The organism is Streptococcus sp. SG2 (assembly GCF_030439925.1).
Lineage (GTDB): Bacteria > Bacillota > Bacilli > Lactobacillales > Streptococcaceae > Streptococcus > Streptococcus gordonii.
In genome coordinates, this window is sequence record NZ_JAQFJD010000007.1 from 16,544 (window position 1) to 35,750 (window position 19,207).

A 19,207-nucleotide genomic window follows, 5' to 3' on the forward strand; every position below is an offset into this window, starting at 1 on the left:
ACAGCACCATAGTATCTTAACACAAAGATCCAAGCATTGCAAGGGATTTAAGAGATTTTTTTAACTATTTTTAATGAAAATGTTTTCTACCTATTTTTGTTGTCTAATATATAGAAGAAAGATTGGCATTTTTAGCTTTTTTCTCTTTTGGGGCACAAAAGAAAACCACCTTATGAGGTGGTTTTCGGGAGATTATTATGAAAAAGAAAAGTTTTAGGATTTCTAAACAAAGTTAGGAGATCTTTGTTTATGATTACAGTATACGAGCTTTAACTTAAAATATCCTTAAGCTTCTTTTAAAAGTAATAAATTTTCTAATCCACAGACGTCTTTAACAATAAATGTCGCTCCTGCTTTCTCCAATTCTTCCCTTGTACCAAAGCCATAAAGAACTCCTATAGACTCAATCTTTTGCTTTTGAGCCCCTATAATATCATGTTCACGATCACCGACCATAATTGTTTCGGAGAGATTTTTAATTTTCATTTTTTCTAAAGCGTAACCAATAACGTCTGCCTTTTTACTTCTACTGCCATCCATAGTTGCTCCTGCAACAAAGTCAAAATAATCATATAGGCCAAAATGTTTAAGAATTTGAATTGAGAATTTTTCAGGCTTAGAGGTAGCTACTATCAATTTCTTATCAGCTTGCTTGAGGGAAGACAATGTTTCCCGAATCCCTTTATAAACTTCATTTTCATAGAGACCTTTTTTAGAAAAGTATTCTCGATAATATTCCACAGCTCGTAGACTTTCTTTTTCTGAGAAACCATAAAAGTGTTCAAAAGAATACTTCAGTGGTGGACCAATGAAAACTCTTAATTCTTTTTTATCTTGCACTTGGATGCCAAATTTCTCTAAAGCATAAGCCACTGAATTAGTAATTCCTAGTTCAGAGTTGGTCAAGGTCCCATCTAAATCAAATAAGATATTTTGATACATGTTTTTCCCTTTTCTTTTTTAAAAAGGCGGGAAATTTTTCCCAGCCTCTTTCATCAATTATAAACTTGACCAAACACTTTCCAAAATATTAGTTTGGTCGCGGTCAGGTCCAACTGAGAAGGTGGAAATACGTACACCAACCAACTCACTTACTCGCCGAACATAGTTGCGAGCATTTTCTGGTAGATCTTCCAACTTACGAACACCAGTAATATCTTCGGACCATCCAGGGAGCTCTTCGTAAATCGGATTACAACGTTTAAGCTGTTCCAAACTAGCTGGATAATGGTCGATTCTTTGGCCATCCAAATCATAGGCTACACAGATCTTTACTGTATCCAGACCGCTCAAAACATCAATGGAGTTAAGCGAAAGATTGGTAATTCCTGATACACGGCGACTATGGCGCATGACAACAGAGTCAAACCAACCCACTCGACGCGGACGTCCTGTTGTTGTACCATACTCATGACCCACCTCACGAATGCGGTCACCTACTTCATCGAAAAGCTCTGTTGGGAAAGGACCATCACCAACACGACTTGTATAGGCTTTACAAACACCCACAACTTTGTCAATCTTGCTAGGACCCACACCAGAACCGATCGTTACACCGCCAGCAACAGGATTAGAGGAGGTTACAAATGGATAAGTTCCTTGGTCAATATCTAGCATAACTCCTTGAGCCCCTTCAAAGAGCACTCGCTTGCCTTGATCCAAAGCATCGTTGAGAATGACAGAGGTATCCGTCACATACTGCTTGATTTGCTGACCATATTCATAGTATTCTTCAAAGATGTCATCAAAGTTAATTGCTGTACTATCGTACAATTTCTCAAAGAGGCGGTTTTTCTCAGCTAAATTACGCTCCAAACGTTCTCTGAAAATGTCTCTGTCTAGAAGATCTGCAATCCGGATACCAACACGCGCAGCCTTATCCATATAAGCAGGTCCAATTCCTTTAATAGTAGTTCCAATTTTATTGTCACCTTTGGCCTCTTCCTGCAGGCGATCCAGCTCAATATGATAAGGTAAGATAACATGAGCCCGGTCTGAGATACGAAGATTATCCGTTGTCACACCTTCTTCATGTAAATAATTCAGTTCTTTAACTAGAGATTTAGGATTAACCACCATCCCGTTTCCAATGACTGAGATTTTTTCTGGGAAGAAAATCCCTGATGGAATCAAGTGCAGTTTGTACTTCTTACCGTCAATCACGATGGTATGACCAGCATTGTCACCACCTTGATAACGAGCAATCACTTCGGCATTAGCAGAAAGGAAGTCTGTGATCTTTCCTTTCCCTTCATCTCCCCACTGGGTTCCTACAACAACTACTGATGTCATAATTTTGTCTGAGCTGAGACAGCTCGTCCTTTCTTACATACAAGGCAGGAATCTCACCTGCTGGTATATCTTACACTTTATTATAAGAAATTTATTGCTATTTTTCAAGAAGAGATAGGGATTTCATTTGGATTTTAACTTTTGGAAATGAATTAGTTTTTCACAAAATCTGTTTTTTCTGAAATTTATCAGTTTATATTAAATAATAGTTCGGAATTTTTGTAAAAGCGTAGTGAAAATTTGTTTTCTTTTTCCGTTTGTAATAGACTAAAATTACTATCATAGGACGGTGAAACGATGACGATTAATCAATTACTGCAGAAACTGGATACAGCAAGTCCAATTCTCCAAGCGACTTTTGGTCTGGAGAGAGAAAATCTGCGGGTGACAGCTGACGGACGCTTAGCTCAAACTGCCCATCCGAGTCAGCTTGGTTCCCGCAATTTCCACCCTACCATCCAAACAGACTTCAGCGAGCAACAACTGGAACTAATTACGCCTATCGCTCACTCGACTAAGGAGGCACGACGCTTACTGGGAGCCATCAGCGATGTGGCTGGTCGCTCGATTGACCAGAGTGAACGCCTCTGGCCCCTGTCCATGCCACCGCAACTGACCGAAGAAGAGATTGTCATCGCTCGACTGGAAAACGACTACGAGCGCCACTACCGAGAGGGCTTAGCGGAAAAATATGGTAAAAAACTACAGGCCATCTCTGGCATCCACTACAACATCGAACTAGGGAAAGATCTGGTCACTGCTCTCTTTCAAGTCAGCTCCCACCATTCGCTCAAGGACTTTAAAAATGACCTCTATCTCAAGCTGGCTCGAAACTTTCTGCGTTTCCGCTGGATCTTAACCTATCTCTATGGTGCTGCTCCTTTGGCAGAAGCTGGCTTCTACAGTCAGGACATTTCCCAGCCTATCCGCTCTTTTCGTAACAGCGACTACGGCTATGTCAATGACGAGAACATTCAGGTATCCTACGCTTCTTTGGAGCAATATGTAACCGATATTGAAAACTACGTTCAGTCAGGCGAGCTCAGCGCTGAAAAAGAATTTTACTCAGCCGTTCGCTTCCGTGGACAGAAGCACAATCGTGCCTATCTGGAGCAAGGTATCACTTATCTAGAATTCCGCTGCTTCGATCTCAATCCTTTTGACCATTTAGGTATTAGCCAAGAAACCTTAGATACCGTCCATCTCTTTTTACTGAGCCTACTCTGGCTAGATGATGTAGAAAATGTTGATGCGGCATTAAAAGCTGCCCACGACTTGAACCAAAAGATTGCTTGTAGCCATCCGCTGACTGCCCTGCCAGATGAGGCAGACAGCTCAACACTGCTCCAAGCCATGGAAGAACTCATCCAGCATTTTGAACTGCCAACTTACTACCAAAGATTGCTTGAGCAGCTTAAAGAATCACTTCTGAATCCTCAGCTAACCCTATCTGGTCAGCTCCTGCCTCATATCCAGCAGGATTCCTTAATGGCCTTTGGATTAGAAAAAGCAGAGGAGTATCACCACTATGCTTGGTCGGCTCCTTATGCCCTCAAAGGCTACGAGAATATGGAATTATCTACTCAAATGCTACTCTTTGATGCCATACAAAGAGGTCTAAATTTTGAAATTTTAGATGAAAACGATCAATTTCTCAAGCTTTGGTATGGTCCCCATGTGGAGTATGTCAAGAACGGTAATATGACCTCCAAGGATAACTATGTCATCCCTCTGGCCATGGCCAATAAAACAGTCACAAAAAAGATTTTAGCTGCAGCTGACTTTCCCGTTCCTGCTGGAGCAGAATTTACCACACTTGAAGAGGGGATACTCTACTATCCTTTGATTAAAGACCGACAGATCGTTGTCAAACCCAAGTCAACCAACTTCGGACTGGGCATCTCCATCTTCCAAGAACCAGCTAGCCTGGAATCTTATCGCAAGGCTTTAGAGATTGCCTTTTCAGAAGACGCTGCCGTCTTGGTGGAGGAATTTATCGCAGGAACGGAGTACCGCTTCTTTGTCTTAGACGGTCAGTGTGAGGCAGTCCTCTTGCGAGTGGCAGCCAATGTCGTCGGAGACGGTCAGCATACCGTGAGAGAATTGGTTGCCATCAAAAACGACAATCCCCTGCGCGGTCGTGACCATCGCTCACCGCTTGAGATTATTGAACTGGGGGACATTGAACTGCTCATGCTGGACCAGCAAGGTTATGGACCAGATGATATCCTGCCTGCTGGAGTCAAGGTTGACTTGCGACGCAATTCCAATATTTCTACTGGAGGAGACTCGATTGATGTCACAGACAGCATGCACCCATCTTATAAGGAACTTGCTGCGGACATGGCAAAGGCTATGGGAGCTTGGGCTTGTGGCGTTGACCTGATCATCCCTGACAGCTCTGCTATTTCTACCAAGGAAAATCCCAACTGCACCTGCATCGAGCTCAACTTCAACCCCTCTATGTATATGCATACCTATTGTGCTGAGGGGCCGGGACAAAGTATCACTCCTAAAATACTAGCCAAGCTTTTCCCAGAAATGGACTGATAAAACAAAAATCGCAGGCTATTCCTTGCGATTTTTATTTGCTAACTTTAGTAAAACTTTAAGACAAGCACAATAAGTATTTGGTTTGATTTACAAGTTTAAAACAAGCAGCTTTCCAGCAGTTCCTTATTGCGTAGCTGGGCTAACCAGTTGTCAGGAATCCCTTCCAAACCATAGATGATACCAGCCAAGCCACCAGCAACTGCTGCTACTGTATCAGTGTCATCGCCCAAATTAACAGCTTTCAGGACAGTTTCCGGATAAGAAGTGCTAGTCAGCAGACACCAAAGTGCTGCTTCCAAGGTATCCACCACATAGCCAGTAGAGCGAATGTCATCTGCGGTCAGCTCTGCTAAAGTTTGCAAACGAGCGTAGGTCGTACTAGTCTCTAAGCCTGATAGTATTTCCGGAAGTTGCTGGCCTTTTAAGAGCCTACGAGCAATTGCCACATAAAGCTGGCAGGCCTCTACGGAAGTCGCATGGGCATGTGTAATGCTGGAAACAGCCTCAATATCAGACGGACTAGCTTCCGTAAAGGCTAGGGGCAGAATCCGCATCAACGAACCATTCCCATTGGAATATTCATCAGATAGACCGTATCCTCTTGTCAAGGCTTCGCGAGTCGCATTTCCTACACCAAAGGTCAAACCATCTGGTGTGTAAGCTCCCTCAAAGAGCCAATGTTTAAACCGCTGCTGTATATCGGCAGGGTCAATCTTACCTTTTTCCCGGATAGAATCACAGGTCGCCAAAACAAGGCTGGTGTCATCTGACCAAGTGCCAGCTGGTTGCTGATAGCTACCATAGCCCACCATCTCAACCGCTTCAAAACTGCCACGGGTCAAGAATTCATACGGAACTCCTAATGCATCAGCTACTGCCAGACCATAGATAGCCGCTTTCAAAGATTGATTCATGCTAGCCTCCTTTGTTTTATTATACTATTTTTGATCGTAAAATTCTTCCTAACCCCAAAAAACAAGCACTGTCAGGCACTTGTTTTTCTTTTTTGTGTTAAAATAAAAGGTATGGACAAAATTATCAAAACTATCTCAGAAAATGGTTCTTTCCGCGCGTATGTGCTGGATAGCACAGAGACGGTTCGGACCGCTCAAGAAAAACATCAAACTCAAGCAAGTTCTACTGTTGCACTTGGCCGTACACTGATTGCCAGCCAGATTTTGGCTGCAAATGAAAAAGGCCAGACCAAGATTACCGTCAAGGTTCTCGGGACCAGCTCACTAGGTGCGATTATCACAGTGGCAGATACAGAGGGTAATGTCAAAGGCTATGTGCAAAATCCTGGTGTAGATATCAAAAAGACAGCCACTGGCGAAGTGCTGGTTGGTCCTTTTGTCGGCCAAGGCGAATTCCTCGTTATCACGGACTATGGCACGGGCAATCCATACAACTCCATGACTCCTCTTATCTCTGGAGAAATCGGCGAAGACCTAGCTTTCTACCTAACCGAAAGCCAGCAGACACCTTCCGCAGTTGGCCTCAATGTTCTCTTAGATGAGAACGACAAAGTCAAGGTTGCCGGTGGTTTCTTGGTACAAGTTCTGCCTGGTGCTAAGGAAGCTGAAATTGCCCGCTTTGAGAAGCGGATCCAAGAAATGCCTGCCATCTCAAAACTGCTGGAATCCGATGACCATATCGAAGCTCTGCTGGTTGCCATCTATGGTGATGAGCCATACAAACGCCTGTCTGAAGAAGAAATCCGCTTCCAGTGCGACTGTAGCAAAGAGCGCTTCATGAATGCCTTGGCTACCTTGCCAAAGACTGACTTGGAAGAGATACGTGACCAGGACCAAGGAGCTGAAATCGTCTGTCAATTCTGCCAGACTGCCTATCACTTTGACCAAAATGACCTGGAGGAACTGATTCGTGACAAATCTTAATACCCCTTTTATGATCGGAAATGTCGAAATTCCCAACCGCACAGTTCTGGCACCTATGGCCGGCGTAACTAACTCTGCTTTCCGGACCATTGCCAAAGAGCTGGGAGCGGGCCTGGTCGTGATGGAAATGGTCTCTGACAAGGGTATCCAATATAACAACGAAAAAACCCTTCATATGCTCCACATTGATGAGGGAGAAAATCCCGTTTCTATCCAGCTTTTCGGCAGCGACGAGGACAGCTTAGCCCGCGCAGCAGAATTTATCCAAGAAAACACTAAAACCGATATCGTCGATATCAATATGGGCTGCCCGGTCAATAAAATCGTTAAAAATGAAGCTGGAGCCATGTGGCTTAAGGACCCCGAGAAAATCTACAAAATCATCAACAAAGTACAGTCAGTGCTAGATATTCCTCTGACAGTCAAGATGCGTACTGGCTGGTCCGACAGTTCACTGGCTGTAGAAAATGCTCTGGCAGCTGAAGCTGCTGGAGTCTCAGCCCTAGCTATGCACGGGCGGACCCGTGAGCAAATGTATACTGGTCATGCTGACCTTGAGACCTTGCACGATGTTGCGCAAGCCCTTACCAAGATTCCCTTTATTGCTAACGGAGATATCCGCAGCGTTCAAGAAGCCAAACAACGTATTGAAGAAGTCGGAGCTGATGCTGTTATGGTAGGACGAGCTGCTATGGGCAACCCTTACCTCTTTAACCAGATCAACCACTACTTTGAAACAGGTGAAATCCTTCCGGACTTGACCTTTGAAGATAAAATGAAAATCGCCCACGACCACCTTAAACGTTTGATTGATCTCAAAGGGGAACATATTGCCGTTCGAGAATTCCGGGGCCTAGCTCCACACTACCTGCGTGGAACATCCGGAGCTGCTAAACTACGAGGAGCGATTTCTCAAGCAAACACCCTTGCTGAAATTGAAGAGCTCTTGCAAATTCAAAAATAAAACAAAAGGAAGCCAATCGGACTTCCTTTTTGTTCTGTTTAGGGTTGAGTCACCACAACACTTGTTACTGAACCATCTGCTCCTGTTGTAATCTGCAGATTGGCATTACCTTGCCCGCTTAACTGCGCATTGTATTTGCCATCATCCAGCGTATAAGAGTAGGAAGCGATGGAATAATTAGCTGTCTTTCCATCTGCAGACTGGACTGTGAATTGTCCGTTACCCGATACCGTCACAGTATTTCCATTAGCATCCTTCCAAGTACCAGCAGCCGCTGAGAAATCCCCATCCACCATAGTCAAGACACCTTTATAGCGAGCATTGCTGGCTGCCTGCTTATTCTGAAGCTGGCGATTGCTTTCCGATGCTTGAGCTGGTTGAGTTGCTTGACTCTGAGTATTTTGTCGACCTGAAGCTTGCTGCGGTTGCGTTTGTTGGGCTTGAGGCGCTTCTACAGTAGACTGTTGCTGACTGGCAGAAGCTTCGACTTGTCCAGACTGGCCAACTGCTCCTTCTGAAGAAGGTCGATTGCTAGCCTTAGAAGAAGAACTAGCCTTGCTGGATGACGCAACTTTTGAGCTAGAGGAAGTCTGAACAGTCTTGCTAGAACTAGTACTTGTTGTGCTTTCTTCTTTCTTACCACATGCCCCTAAAAGCAGACCAGAAGCTAGAACTACAACTGCCATCATTTTTGTATAAGTACGTGTTTTCATCTTTTGCCTCCTTGTAACATTTAGAAATCTTTTTGTAATGTAATTGTAATACTATGTTTTTTATTTGTCAATCATTTATATAAAATTATTTAAAAAGTTTCTACCCAAGCAAGTTCAAGCTTCTCATGCTACTTCTTTGGTCATGAGAAATTTGCTCCTACTTATCTATTCGTCATTAAAATAAGAAAAACAGGACAATTTTGTCCTGCAAGAGAAATATAACCTCGACTTTCTTTTAAGCCGTTTTTTCTGTCTTCAGCCGATAAACTTTTCTCGGCTTCTTCTTTGGCACGCGCTTGACACCAGCTTCTTCTAGATATTCTCCAAATTTAACTAGAAAATTATTGCTGACAATAGGTCGTCTAGGCGAGATGAGATTAACCAGCTCAGTCCCTTCATAAACAGTAAACGGCGATTCTAGCAAATGAAGAAAAGTTGGATTCCAATCCAGTCGTCCTTGAATCCGCTTGATCGATTCTAGCAGGATTTGGTAGTGGTCAAAGGCAAAGTCCTCTGCTGTCAAAAGCTGTTCACCATCCCTAAAGCTCCTTGTCTTAAAGTCCACATCAAGAAAGGTGACTTCTTTAGCATCATCACCAGCTTGTACTTGTTCTACTGCTATAGCCGGAAGATAAACCACGTGGGAAATAGTAATGACCCAACCACGTGGATCACGTCCAGGTGTAGAAACCGTCATCAACTGTTCCACCTTTTCCAGCGGTATCTCCAGCCCCACCTCTTCTTTGACTTCCCGAATGCAGGCTTGATAGGCATCCTCATTTTTGTCTACAAAGCCTCCGACTAGGGCATATTTATTTTGATAAGGATGGGCCTTGCGCTTGATGACCAAGAGTTTTATCTGACCTTCCACGAAGCAGTATGCCACCATATCTGCTGTTACACTCGGGGTCTCATATTTTGGCAAATCCTGAGTCTTGTACCATTCCAAAAAGGCGGATTCATCCGCCATTGTTTCATAATATTCTTTTTCTGTCATACCAGATGGAATAGCCTGTTTGGTCATAAGTATCTTTTCCTTTTCTATCAAAAATCCTCCAAATCTTGCTCTAAGCCTTCTTCACTGCCTTGGTCCACTGATACCACCCGACGATACTATTGAGGGTATAGACCCAGTACATAGCCTGTATGTGAAGGTTGCTACCCCACCAGAGATAGATACTGAAGAGATTGGTCGCAATCCAGAAAATCCACTGCTCACGGTAGAGACCAGTCATAAGAAGCTGACCGATACCATTGATCGCATCTGTCACACTATCACGGAAAGGACGGTGACTTTGAATGCTTTTATAGGCAAAGCCCATACCAATCCAAATCAAGGCCGTCAAGGCCAGGTATTTAAGCCAGCCACGCCAGTCTAACTTCTTAGCTTCAAAATGAGAAGGTTCTTCCTTATCTTGTTCATTAACCCGGTTGGACAGCCAAGTATAAAGGCCGATTGGCTGCATGATAAAGAAGTAGATTGTTGTCAGTACTTCACCATAAAAACTAGCCTTGAAGGACAATATAAGATAAATTGCCGAATTAACCGCTCCAAAGAGGTAGTTGCTAGCCCGACCCTCAGCTACAAGAATAACACAGACAATGCCGGTCCAGGAAGCAAAGAGTCCTAGCCAATCATGCTTCGCTTGGCCTCTTGTAAACTCCAGAATGAAAGGCAGACTGGAAAGAGCAAGTAAGTAGAGCCATTGACCCAAGCTACGACCACCAAATAGATCCTGCCAGAGCAATTTTACAATTCCCTTAATACCCAGCTTTTTAGCCGCTATATAGACATTGCGGAAATTCCGAGCAAAGGTTTGATTTTTTTGTTTCAGTCCTGCGCAGAGAGCTTCAGGAGAGAGTTTTTGATTTTTTATTTCCATTCTATTCTACCACTTTCTTTTTTAATCTGCTTGATAAATCCTGTTGATTGCTTCTTTGGCTGCTTGATAATTGTCAAAATAACTGCCAGCCAGATAGATTGTCGGATGATCAGGCAAGTACTGTTCTTTCAGCTTTTTCAGATAGCTAGAAAAATCACTGCGTATAGCCTCATCTGCCATACTCATATCGCGAAAGCCATCGTTAACATAGGTGCCGACCGGTTCAGCAAAGAGAATCAAATCCCATTTTTCCTTAGACAAAATGCTGACAAAGAGATTGTCAAAAGTATCTGTTTCCTCGTCTTGAACCTGACTTTCTTTCAGATAATAATCATAGTAGGCCTTGGTTACTAGAGAATTTGTATCGGCCACGACCAGACCACGGTTGGCGTTGCTGTCAATCAGGCGGGAAGTCTGAGCATATTGTCCTAAGAGCAGATAGTAGTAGTCTTTAGGGGTCAGTTCATCATCTCGCACGTTATTTTGGATCTGGTATTCGCGAGCATATTCTAGACTAACTGGAGCATCATAGTAGCGAGCCAAATCCTTGGCCAAGGTCGTTTTACCATTGCTGGCACTACCCATGATCAGCACTTTCTTGGTGAAATGCCGACGGAATGGTTGGGCCATATATTTCCAATAACGACTAGGATTTTCCCGAATCATCGTAGCTGAAATCCCAAACTGTCGCTCCTGCAAAGAAGTTTTGAAATCACGCTTTGCCAGCTCCGCTTGATAGTCTGATTCTCCGACAAAGAAAATCAGTTCCTCGCCTTCTGCATCATAGCCCACCAACTCTAATAAAGCCGGCAACCACTGGTTCCAACCCAGAGGATAGCGAGGAAAGGACGTTTCGTCCAGTTTGTAAACCTGAGTTAATTCATCATCTGCGAAAGTCTCCCGCGTATAGCGGAAACGCTTCTGCAGAGACAGGCCTACTTCCTCCCCACGGTCACCTTTATAACCAGAAACCACCACGCGCACCTTGTCGTAAGAACGCTTCGCCTTCTGAATCAAATCGATATGCCCCTGATGCAAGGGAGCAAAGGTTCCAAAGACGATTGCAATTTTTTCCTTCATAGTTTCACCTTTTTATTGTTTTTTATATTTTTATTTTTCTATGTTTTTATTATAAACCATATTTTTATTTTGTCAATAGTTTTTTATAAAATTTTATAAAAATATTTTTAAACTCAAATATCAAACTTAAAAATAAAAAAGCCCTGATAGTTGTTATATCAGAGCTTTCCTTGTGTTTTTACAATTGTTCAGTAAGATTACTGCGATCTTCTTTAGAATTTAGGCTATATCAAACTTCAACTGACCTGCCTTAACCCCCACTTTCAAGGTCTGACCAGCTTGTAAATCACCAGTTAATAGCAGTTCTGCTAGTTTGTCTTCAACTTTGGTTTGCAGAGTCCTACGAAGAGGTCTAGCCCCCATTTCTACATCATAGCCTTCTTTAGCTAGTAGTTTCAAGGCACTAGCTTGGAATTTTAGTTCAATATTCTTTTCAGCGAGACTGGCAACCAGAGGCTTAATCATCACTTTGACAATTTCCTGCATATGGTCAGCAGACAAGCTATGGAAGACGACTTTTTCATCAATCCGGTTAATAAATTCTGGACGGTAAGCCTTTTTAAGCTCTTCTAACATTCGTTTTTCCATATTTGCATGGTCTAAACGGATGTCGCGAGCCCCAAAGCCAACTGTCTTATCATCACGCAGACTGGTTGCGCCCAGGTTACTGGTCATGATAATAATCGTATTTGAAAAATCAATCTTTCTTCCCTTACTATCAGTCAATACACCATCATCTAGAACCTGCAGAAGGACATTGAAAATATCCGGATGAGCTTTTTCCACTTCATCAAATAAGAGGACGGAATATGGTCGGTTGCGAACTTTCTCTGTTAATTCGCCTCCTTCTTCATAGCCAACGTAGCCTGGAGGCGCTCCATTGAGACGGCTAGCAGCAAACTTCTCCATGTATTCACTCATATCAAAACGAATGAGAGCTGATTCGTCGTCAAAGAGGGTTTCTGCCAAAGCCTTAGCCAACTCGGTCTTACCAACTCCAGTCGGCCCCAAGAACATAAAGGAACCAATCGGTCGCTTATTCGCTCGAATACCTGACTGGTTACGACGGATAGCACGACTAATAGCTGATATAGCTTCATCTTGACCAATCACCCGCTTATGCAATTCTTCTTCTAAGTGCAAATACTTCTTAGCATCTGTCTGGGTCAATTTTTGAACTGGAATACCTGACAGGCGACTGAGGGTTGTCAGAATATCTGTTTCCTCTACTCTTAAATTACTTAACAGAGGTTGATTTTCTTTCTCGATCAAGCTACTAAGTTTATTGAACTGACCAGCTATAATTGCTCGATCTGCTGGACTCAAATCCTCTTGTGCATGACTCTGGGGACCATTGTTACGTACTGTGGCACTCGCTTCATCTAACAGATCAATTGCTGAATCTGGCAAATGCTTACTTGTCAAATAACGGTGGGCATATTTTACTGCTGTTTCAATGGCTTGATCTGTAATCGTTACCTTATGATGGGCTTCATAGTTTTCTTTTAGGCCCTTAAGGATAGCAATGCTGTCAGCCACACTTGGTTCTTCAATACTGATCTTAGCAAAGCGCCGAGATAGAGCAGCGTCTTTTTCAATATGCTTTTGGTATTCTTCTTGAGTTGTAGCTCCTATCGTACGCAGTGTTCCGCGAGCCAGAGCAGGTTTAAGGATATTCGCAGCATCCATCGTAGAGTCAATACCGCTACCAGATCCCATAATCGTATGAAGCTCATCGATAAAGAGGATGACCTTACCATCTTTCTCAATATCATCGATGATATTGTTCATACGCTCTTCAAAATCCCCACGGAAACGAGTCCCTGCTACTACATTCATTAAATCAAGCTCTAGAACCCGCATTTTGGCTAGTTCGTGTGGAACTTGACCAGAAGCTACACGCTGTGCCAAACCGAGAGCAAGAGCAGTTTTACCAACTCCAGCATCCCCAACCAAGACAGGATTATTCTTCGTCTTGCGGCTGAGAACCTGAATCATCCGAGAGATTTCCTGATCTCGACCAACAACAGGCTCTAGCTGACCTGAACGAGCTAATTCCGTCAAGTCTCGTGTGTAATCTTCTAGACCACCACTCTGAGTAGGAGGCATCCCCATCATGTTTGCCATGTTTTGCTTGGCTTGATTAAAACCTTTATGAAGACTGCGGATTGCTTTTAAATCATTCTTAGTCCAGCCAGACTTTTGTTCCAGATTTCTCCGCAAATCATTAATGCGCAAGACTCCTTCTTTGTCTTCATAACTAAAGCCGACAAATTCCAAAATACGAGTTGCTAGGGTACCTCTATCGCTGACAATAGCGTATAGGATGTGTTCAGTTCCGACTTCCTTTGCGTGAGTAGCTTCGGCTATAGCTTTTGCCTCCTTAAAAAGAGTCGTCAAGCGATGAGAAAAAGGCAGGATACTAAATTGCCCTTCCTTCTGATAAGACTTTCCTACTACATGGTAAGCAGCATCCTCAAAATGATCAATTTCTAGCGGATAATCGTTTAAAACTGAGCCTGCTACGCTGTACGGATAATTAGAAAAAGCAATCAAGAGATGCCATGACTCTAAATACTCAGATTCAAAATGACTAGCCAGTTGCTGGGCTTCTTCTATACTAACAATCAAGGCTTTTGAATATTTCATTTCTATTTAAGTTCCTTTTCTATCAAGTTGTTGTAATATTTTCTTTAACATACGAGCGCGAATTAATGGAGCATCTATTCCTAAAACGCAATCTGTCGATATAGCTAAAAGAAGGTTGCCTTCACGTTCTGACATAATTCTTTCATCAAACAAGAGTTGAACAATATCCGTAAAGAACTGTTGACTCACTTGCTCTCCAATACGATCGAACAACTCACATATCATCTGATGGCTATCAGAAAACTCAACCTTTCCGATTCGAATGTAGCCACCGCCACCTCGCTTACTTTCGACAACGTAGCCCCGGCTTTCAGTAAAGCGCGTCTTAATCACATAATTAATTTGACTGGGAACGACTTGGAAGACATCAGCCAACTCGCTCCGCTTCAACTCAACCATACCTGCCTGCTCTAAAATTGCTTTAATATAGGCTTCGATATTATCTGAAGTATTCTTACCGCTCATGATCTTCCTTTCTAGTCAATCTCATTATTTTTAATCGCTCTTTCATTAAACATTAGACACTGATTTCTAGCTTCACAAAAGTATCTTTGACATTGACTATCTTTGACTAATATTATACCGAAAAAGTCCTTATTTTGAAAGGAAAAGGGATGGTAAAAGGTCTGATAATTCAAACTAGTGAAAAAGCTTTATAAAAGAGTAGTTTCTCGCTTGTAATCGCTTGCAATTAACTTTTAAAGCGTTATAATATAGGTGGAAATGTACAGAAAGAATAGGTCCCTTACCTATTCACAATTATCTAAAAAGGAGGATTGTCCAATGACGCTAGATTGGCTCACTTATACTCGCCACGTGCTCACTTGGTTGCTTTCAACCTTGTTCCTATACACAGTATTTTCTGCCCATTATGTCAACGTCCAGATTGCCATATTGGTTGCCTGCTTCTTTATCCCCTTCTTGTTTGAACAGGCCAAGATGAAACAGAAAACAAAGTGGACTCTTAATGTACTTATTACACTCGCTACTGTAGTAGGAATCCTATTCACTCAGAAGCTTAGAATTACTTTTACCTATTCTCAAATTACTCATCTCTTAATTTTTGGTATTCTTCTAATTTTTATTGATGCTGTGATTTCACATAGCAACTTGATGAGAAGAGTGGCTAAATAGCATAAACAATCGTAAAAAGCTTTTGACTGAACCAAGAGCTCAGGCTTATACAGATAAAAACGGGACAAAATTCAATCTTGTCCCGTTCTTTTTATGATAGTAGATTCTTAGTTTTGTCCAAGAGCTGCTGCCATAGTTGCTGCAACTTCTGATTCAAAGTCGTTAGCAGCTTTCTCGATACCTTCACCAACTTCAAAGCGAGCGAACTCAACTACTGAAGCATTGACTGATTCAAGGTAAGCTTCAACTGTCTTGCTGTCATCCATGATGTAAACTTGTGCAAGAAGTGTGTATGCTTGGTCAACTTTAGTGTTGTCAAGCATGAAGCGGTCCATTTTACCTGGGATGATCTTGTCCCAGATCTTTTCTGGTTTACCTTCAGCAGCCAACTCAGCCTTAATGTCTTCTTCAGCTTGAGCAACAACTGCATCAGTCAATTGAGCTTTAGAACCGTATTTCAAATGTGGAAGAGCTGGTTTACCAACCATTGCGCGGCTTTCGTTATCTTGATCAATAGCATGGTTCAATTGTGCTAATTCATCTTTAACGAATTGCTCGTCCAATTCTTTGTAAGAAAGAACTGTTGGTTTCATCGCAGCGATATGCATTGACAATTGTTTAGCAAGTGCTTCGTCTCCGCCTTCAACAACTGAGATAACACCGATACGGCCACCGTTATGTTGGTATGCTCCAAAGTGTTGTGCATCTGTTTTTTCGATCAAAGCAAAGCGACGGAATGAGATTTTTTCTCCGATAGTTGCAGTTGCAGATACGTATGCAGCTTCAAGAGTTTCACCTGAAGGCATTGTCAAAGCAAGAGCTTCTTCGTTGTTAGCTGGTTTGCCTTCAGCGATTACTTTCGCAGTAGCATTTACCAAGTCAACAAATTGAGCATTTTTTGCAACGAAATCAGTTTCAGCGTTTACTTCAACTACTGCTGCAACATTACCGTTTACATAAACACCTGTCAAACCTTCAGCAGCAACACGGTCAGCCTTCTTAGCTGCTTTTGCCATACCTTTTTCGCGAAGCAATTCAATCGCTTTTTCGATGTCACCATCAGTTTCAACTAGGGCTTTCTTAGCGTCCATGACACCAGCACCAGATTTTTCACGCAACTCTTTAACAAGTTTAGCTGTAATTTCTGCCATTTTGTTTCTCCTATATTTTTTAAAAATAGGAGGGCCGGGCTAAGCCCCGCCCTCCTAGGTAATTACTAATTATTTGAATTAAGCGTTGTCGCCTTCTACAACTTCAACGATTTCTTCGATTGAGTCTGCTTGAGTTTCAGTTGCAGCCAATTCAGCTTCTACTGACTCAACACTGTCTTCACCTTGACGACCTTCGATAATAGCGTCAGCCATTTTCGCAGTGATCAATTTAACAGCGCGGATAGCGTCATCGTTAGAAGGAATGATTACATCGATGTCGTCTGGATCTGTGTTTGTGTCAACCATAGCAACCACTGGGATACCAAGCTTCTTAGCTTCTTTAACAGCGATTTGCTCTTTATGTGGGTCAACCACGTACATTACATCTGGGATGCGTGGCATTTCTTCGATACCACCCAAGAATTTTTCAAGACGTGCACGTTGTTTGTTAAGAAGAGCTACTTCTTTCTTAGGAAGAACTTCGAAAGTTCCGTCTTCTTCCATACGTTTGATTTCTTTCAAACGAGCTACACGTTTTTGGATAGTAGACCAGTTTGTAAGAGTTCCACCCAACCAACGGTGGTTGATGTAGTATTGACCAGCGCGTTCTGCTTCATCTTTTACAGCTTCAGCAGCTTGCTTTTTAGTACCAACAAACAAGATGATTGCATCGTTTGCAGCTGCATCACGGATGAAATCGTATGCTTGGTCTGCATATTTTACAGTTTGTTGCAAGTCAATAACGTGGATACCGTTACGCTCTGTGAAGATGTACTTAGCCATCTTAGGGTTCCAGCGACGAGTTTGGTGACCAAAGTGAACACCAGCCTCAAGAAGTTGTTTCATTGAAATTACTGCCATGAGTAAATTCTCCTTTTTGTTTTTTTCCTCTTTTAGATTTCAGCTCGCAGGACAACCCGAGGGCAACAGTCCCACAATTCATCTAAAATGAGTATTTTGCCATTTGCACGGCATCTATTATGATAACAGAATTTCAAGGATTTGACAAGCTCTTTTGCTTTATTTTTCCTCGAAAACCTTGATTTTATCAGCATTTATTTTTCTGGTTTTCAGTATTATTTCATTTTCTTAGACTCAAGTGTATTGACGAAAATCCTTTTTTAAGGTAAAATAGTAAAGGTTGAGGCGGTATAGCCAAGTGGTAAGGCACGGCTCTGCAAAAGCTTGATCGTCGGTTCAAATCCGTCTACCGCCTTATATTACCTGATTTATCAGGAAACATCTGAACATAAAGCTCGTAAAGTCGGGCTTTTTTCTTTTCATTTGACGCTAGATTTTAAGCCTATCTCTTAAATTAGGATTCAAAAAGAGGCTGAGATATTCTCTCAGCCTCTTTTTATAGCATTTTTACTAATTCTCTGTTTTGAGAAAAGAAGTAGAATTAAAGACAAATGCCTTCTATTTTTTCAACCTAATTCTTAGTGTTTTTTACGACGGAAGTTAAAGAAGGCTGTTACACTTGCAAGAACAAGTCCTAATAGAGCCGCAAGACCATTTGCATGTTCACCAGTGTTTGGAAGGTTCTTCTTCTCTTCTGCGTTTCTATTTACTCTAGAGTATTGAGGTTGTTGTGGACGGTCTGTTTGACCTGATTGACTACTTGTAGCAGTATCTGATCCTGGTTTCGCTTGATCTTTAGGATCTTGAACTTTACCAGTTGAATCCTTTTGACCTTGTCCTTTAGAATCTTGAGCTTTGTCTGATGGATCTTTTTGATCTTGACTAGCATTTGATTGGCTGCTACCAGATTCCTTAGTACCAATTTCAACTACTTGAGTGATCGGTGTTTTCGTAATCTGTTCGTCTCTGACAACGCGGCTTGTTTCAACACCATTTGTCTTAGTAATTGTGTAGACAACAGTCTTTTCACCATCAACACCAGCAATCTTGATCCGTTTTGTTCCTTTTGGAAGATCTGGATTGCTTAAAGTGATAGTGCCATGGTAAATAACTTGAGTTTCAGTCACGTTTTCAGTTGTAACAACTGGAGCAGTAGCTTTCTTAGCACCTACTTCAACAACTTCATCAACTGCTGGAGTTGTGATAGTGTTGGATTTCTCTACACGACCTGTTTCAACACCGTCTGCGTAGGTTACCGTGTAAACAATGGTACGAACACCCTTCTTACCTGAGGTTGTCACATTGCGAACACCTTCTGGAAGGGCTGGATTTTGAACTTCTTTGACTTGGAAGTCTACTTCTTCAGTCTTAGTTTCTTCCTTAGTGGTAATGACTGGACCAGTACCTTCTTCGATGACTTCGTCAACGGCTGGTTTTGTCACGGTTTCTGACTTCTTAACCTTGCTAACTTGTACGCCATCAGCTTTAGTAACAGTGTAAGTTACTTCCTTCTCTCCATCTACACCTTGAACTTTTACGTTTCTTGTGCCTTTTGGTAGAGCTGGATTTTGAACTGTAGAGCTACCATGTTTGATAACTTCTTTTTCTACTACTTCTTCAGTTGTAGTAACTACGCCTTTCTTAGTACCTACTTCAACGACTTCATCAACTGCTGGAGTTGTGATTTCGTTTGATTTCACTACACGACCTGTTTCTTTGCCGTCAGTGTAGGTTACTGTCTCAACGATTGTACGAACACCTTTTTTACCTGGAGTTGTTACATTGCGGACACCTTCTGGAAGGGCTGGATTTGGTACTTCTTTGACTTGGAAATCTACTTCTTCAGTCTTAGTTTCTTCCTTAGTAATAACAACTGGGCCTGTACCTTCTTCGATGACCTCGTCTACAGCTGGTTTTGTCACTTTCTCTGACTTCTTAACCTTGCTAACTTGTACGCCATCGGCTTTAGTAACTGTGTAAGTCACTTCCTTCTCTCCATCTACACCTTGAACTTTTACATTTCTTGTGC

The 19,207-nt window shown here is 42.2% G+C and carries 16 protein-coding genes and 1 tRNA gene; 5 read left to right on the top strand and 12 right to left on the bottom strand.

All coding sequences use genetic code 11. From position 1 onward, the window contains the following. Window positions 1–285: 285 nt before the first annotated feature. The gene (locus PCY09_RS10300; protein WP_125397287.1) at window positions 286–942 is read right to left on the bottom strand and encodes an HAD family hydrolase; all 657 of its coding nucleotides are present in this window, start codon (window positions 940–942) and stop codon (window positions 286–288) included. Window positions 943–999: 57 nt separating this feature from the next. Then, window positions 1,000–2,292 carry an adenylosuccinate synthase gene (locus PCY09_RS10305; RefSeq protein WP_125397288.1) on the bottom strand — a complete coding sequence of 431 codons (1,293 nt, stop codon included), beginning with the start codon at window positions 2,290–2,292 and terminating at the stop codon, window positions 1,000–1,002. Window positions 2,293–2,589: 297 nt separating this feature from the next. Here PCY09_RS10305 and gshAB point away from each other — a divergent pair, with 297 nt between their 5' ends. Further along, window positions 2,590–4,842, top strand: coding sequence for a bifunctional glutamate--cysteine ligase GshA/glutathione synthetase GshB (gene gshAB / locus PCY09_RS10310; RefSeq protein ID WP_125397289.1), 2,253 nt, complete (start codon window positions 2,590–2,592; stop codon window positions 4,840–4,842). Window positions 4,843–4,940: 98 nt separating this feature from the next. On the opposite strand, the gene PCY09_RS10315 is transcribed toward gshAB, so the two are convergent. After that, on the bottom strand, window positions 4,941–5,759 hold the full coding sequence (locus tag PCY09_RS10315; protein WP_125397290.1) for an ADP-ribosylglycohydrolase family protein: 819 nt from the start codon (window positions 5,757–5,759) through the stop codon (window positions 4,941–4,943). Window positions 5,760–5,870: 111 nt separating this feature from the next. On the opposite strand from PCY09_RS10315, the gene hslO reads away from it, so the two are divergent. Then, window positions 5,871–6,743, top strand: coding sequence for an Hsp33 family molecular chaperone HslO (gene hslO, locus PCY09_RS10320; RefSeq protein ID WP_125397291.1), 873 nt, complete (start codon window positions 5,871–5,873; stop codon window positions 6,741–6,743). Then, window positions 6,730–7,707: a tRNA dihydrouridine synthase DusB gene (dusB, locus tag PCY09_RS10325; protein WP_041789808.1), complete on the top strand. Its 978-nt coding sequence runs from the start codon at window positions 6,730–6,732 to the stop codon at window positions 7,705–7,707. The genes hslO and dusB overlap by 14 nt, the downstream gene beginning before the upstream one ends. 38 nt (window positions 7,708–7,745) lie before the next feature. Here the strand turns inward: dusB and PCY09_RS10330 are convergent, their stop codons facing one another. The 6 genes from PCY09_RS10330 to PCY09_RS10355 all read right to left on the bottom strand — a co-directional run bounded on the left by PCY09_RS10330 (window position 7,746) and on the right by PCY09_RS10355 (window position 14,497). Next, window positions 7,746–8,420, bottom strand: a complete 675-nt coding sequence (locus tag PCY09_RS10330; RefSeq protein WP_061582815.1) for a DUF6287 domain-containing protein — start codon at window positions 8,418–8,420, stop codon at window positions 7,746–7,748. 235 nt (window positions 8,421–8,655) lie between these two features. Next, window positions 8,656–9,444 (bottom strand): NUDIX hydrolase, encoded by a 789-nt coding sequence (locus PCY09_RS10335; protein ID WP_125397293.1) that lies wholly within the window; start codon window positions 9,442–9,444, stop codon window positions 8,656–8,658. Window positions 9,445–9,487: 43 nt separating this feature from the next. Next, window positions 9,488–10,303 carry a nicotinamide riboside transporter PnuC gene (gene pnuC, locus PCY09_RS10340; protein WP_125397294.1) on the bottom strand — a complete coding sequence of 272 codons (816 nt, stop codon included), beginning with the start codon at window positions 10,301–10,303 and terminating at the stop codon, window positions 9,488–9,490. Between the two features lie 21 nt (window positions 10,304–10,324). Continuing rightward, entirely contained in the window at window positions 10,325–11,383 is a 1,059-nt protein-coding gene (locus PCY09_RS10345; RefSeq protein WP_125397295.1) for an AAA family ATPase, read from the bottom strand. Between the two features lie 219 nt (window positions 11,384–11,602). Then, window positions 11,603–14,032, bottom strand: a complete 2,430-nt coding sequence (locus PCY09_RS10350; protein ID WP_125397296.1) for an ATP-dependent Clp protease ATP-binding subunit — start codon at window positions 14,030–14,032, stop codon at window positions 11,603–11,605. Window positions 14,033–14,038: 6 nt separating this feature from the next. Further along, a complete protein-coding gene (locus tag PCY09_RS10355; RefSeq protein WP_045773016.1) occupies window positions 14,039–14,497 on the bottom strand; it encodes a CtsR family transcriptional regulator in 459 nt (152 codons plus the stop codon). A gap of 318 nt (window positions 14,498–14,815) precedes the next feature. Between PCY09_RS10355 and PCY09_RS10360 the strand changes: the two genes are divergently transcribed. Further along, window positions 14,816–15,166, top strand: coding sequence for a hypothetical protein (locus tag PCY09_RS10360; RefSeq protein ID WP_061585692.1), 351 nt, complete (start codon window positions 14,816–14,818; stop codon window positions 15,164–15,166). 107 nt (window positions 15,167–15,273) lie between these two features. On the opposite strand, the gene tsf is transcribed toward PCY09_RS10360, so the two are convergent. Further along, the gene (gene tsf, locus PCY09_RS10365; RefSeq protein WP_125397297.1) at window positions 15,274–16,317 is read right to left on the bottom strand and encodes a translation elongation factor Ts; all 1,044 of its coding nucleotides are present in this window, start codon (window positions 16,315–16,317) and stop codon (window positions 15,274–15,276) included. Between the two features lie 78 nt (window positions 16,318–16,395). Then, on the bottom strand, window positions 16,396–17,178 hold the full coding sequence (rpsB, locus tag PCY09_RS10370; RefSeq protein WP_008809924.1) for a 30S ribosomal protein S2: 783 nt from the start codon (window positions 17,176–17,178) through the stop codon (window positions 16,396–16,398). A 284-nt stretch (window positions 17,179–17,462) separates the two neighbouring features. Between rpsB and PCY09_RS10375 the strand changes: the two genes are divergently transcribed. Then, window positions 17,463–17,533: transfer RNA gene (locus PCY09_RS10375), tRNA-Cys, on the top strand. Between the two features lie 223 nt (window positions 17,534–17,756). Here PCY09_RS10375 and PCY09_RS10380 read toward each other — a convergent pair. Further along, the coding region (locus PCY09_RS10380) for a G5 domain-containing protein (RefSeq protein ID WP_301556718.1) at window positions 17,757–19,207 on the bottom strand (1,451 nt) is incomplete at its 5' end.